We start from the raw sequence: 228 nt of genomic DNA, 5'->3' as shown, positions 1-228 counted from the left end.
CTGCACGTCGGTGCGCCGTAACGGCAGCCGTCCGCCTTGCAGCCGCGCCAGATTGAGCAGTTGCTCGACCATGCGCGACATGCGCCGTCCGCAATGCTCGATGCGCTTGCCCACCGACACGATCTTCTCGTCGCTCGACGCGCGCATCAGATATTCCGCCGAACTCATCACCGCCGACAACGGCGTGCGCAGATCGTGGCTCAGCACGGCCATCAGCATTTCGTTGGC

The 228-nt window shown here is 64.5% G+C and carries 1 protein-coding gene; it reads right to left on the bottom strand.

The features are described 5' to 3' along the window. Positions 1–228 (bottom strand): sensor histidine kinase (locus SB786_RS38055; RefSeq protein WP_410731820.1); only part of this gene is annotated, 228 nt, incomplete at both ends.

This window comes from Burkholderia sp. SIMBA_062 (assembly GCF_046534765.1).
Taxonomy (GTDB): Bacteria; Pseudomonadota; Gammaproteobacteria; order Burkholderiales; family Burkholderiaceae; genus Burkholderia; species Burkholderia ambifaria.
The sequence above is the reverse complement of the archived record's forward strand: the minus strand, read 5'-3'. Positions and strand labels throughout refer to the sequence as shown.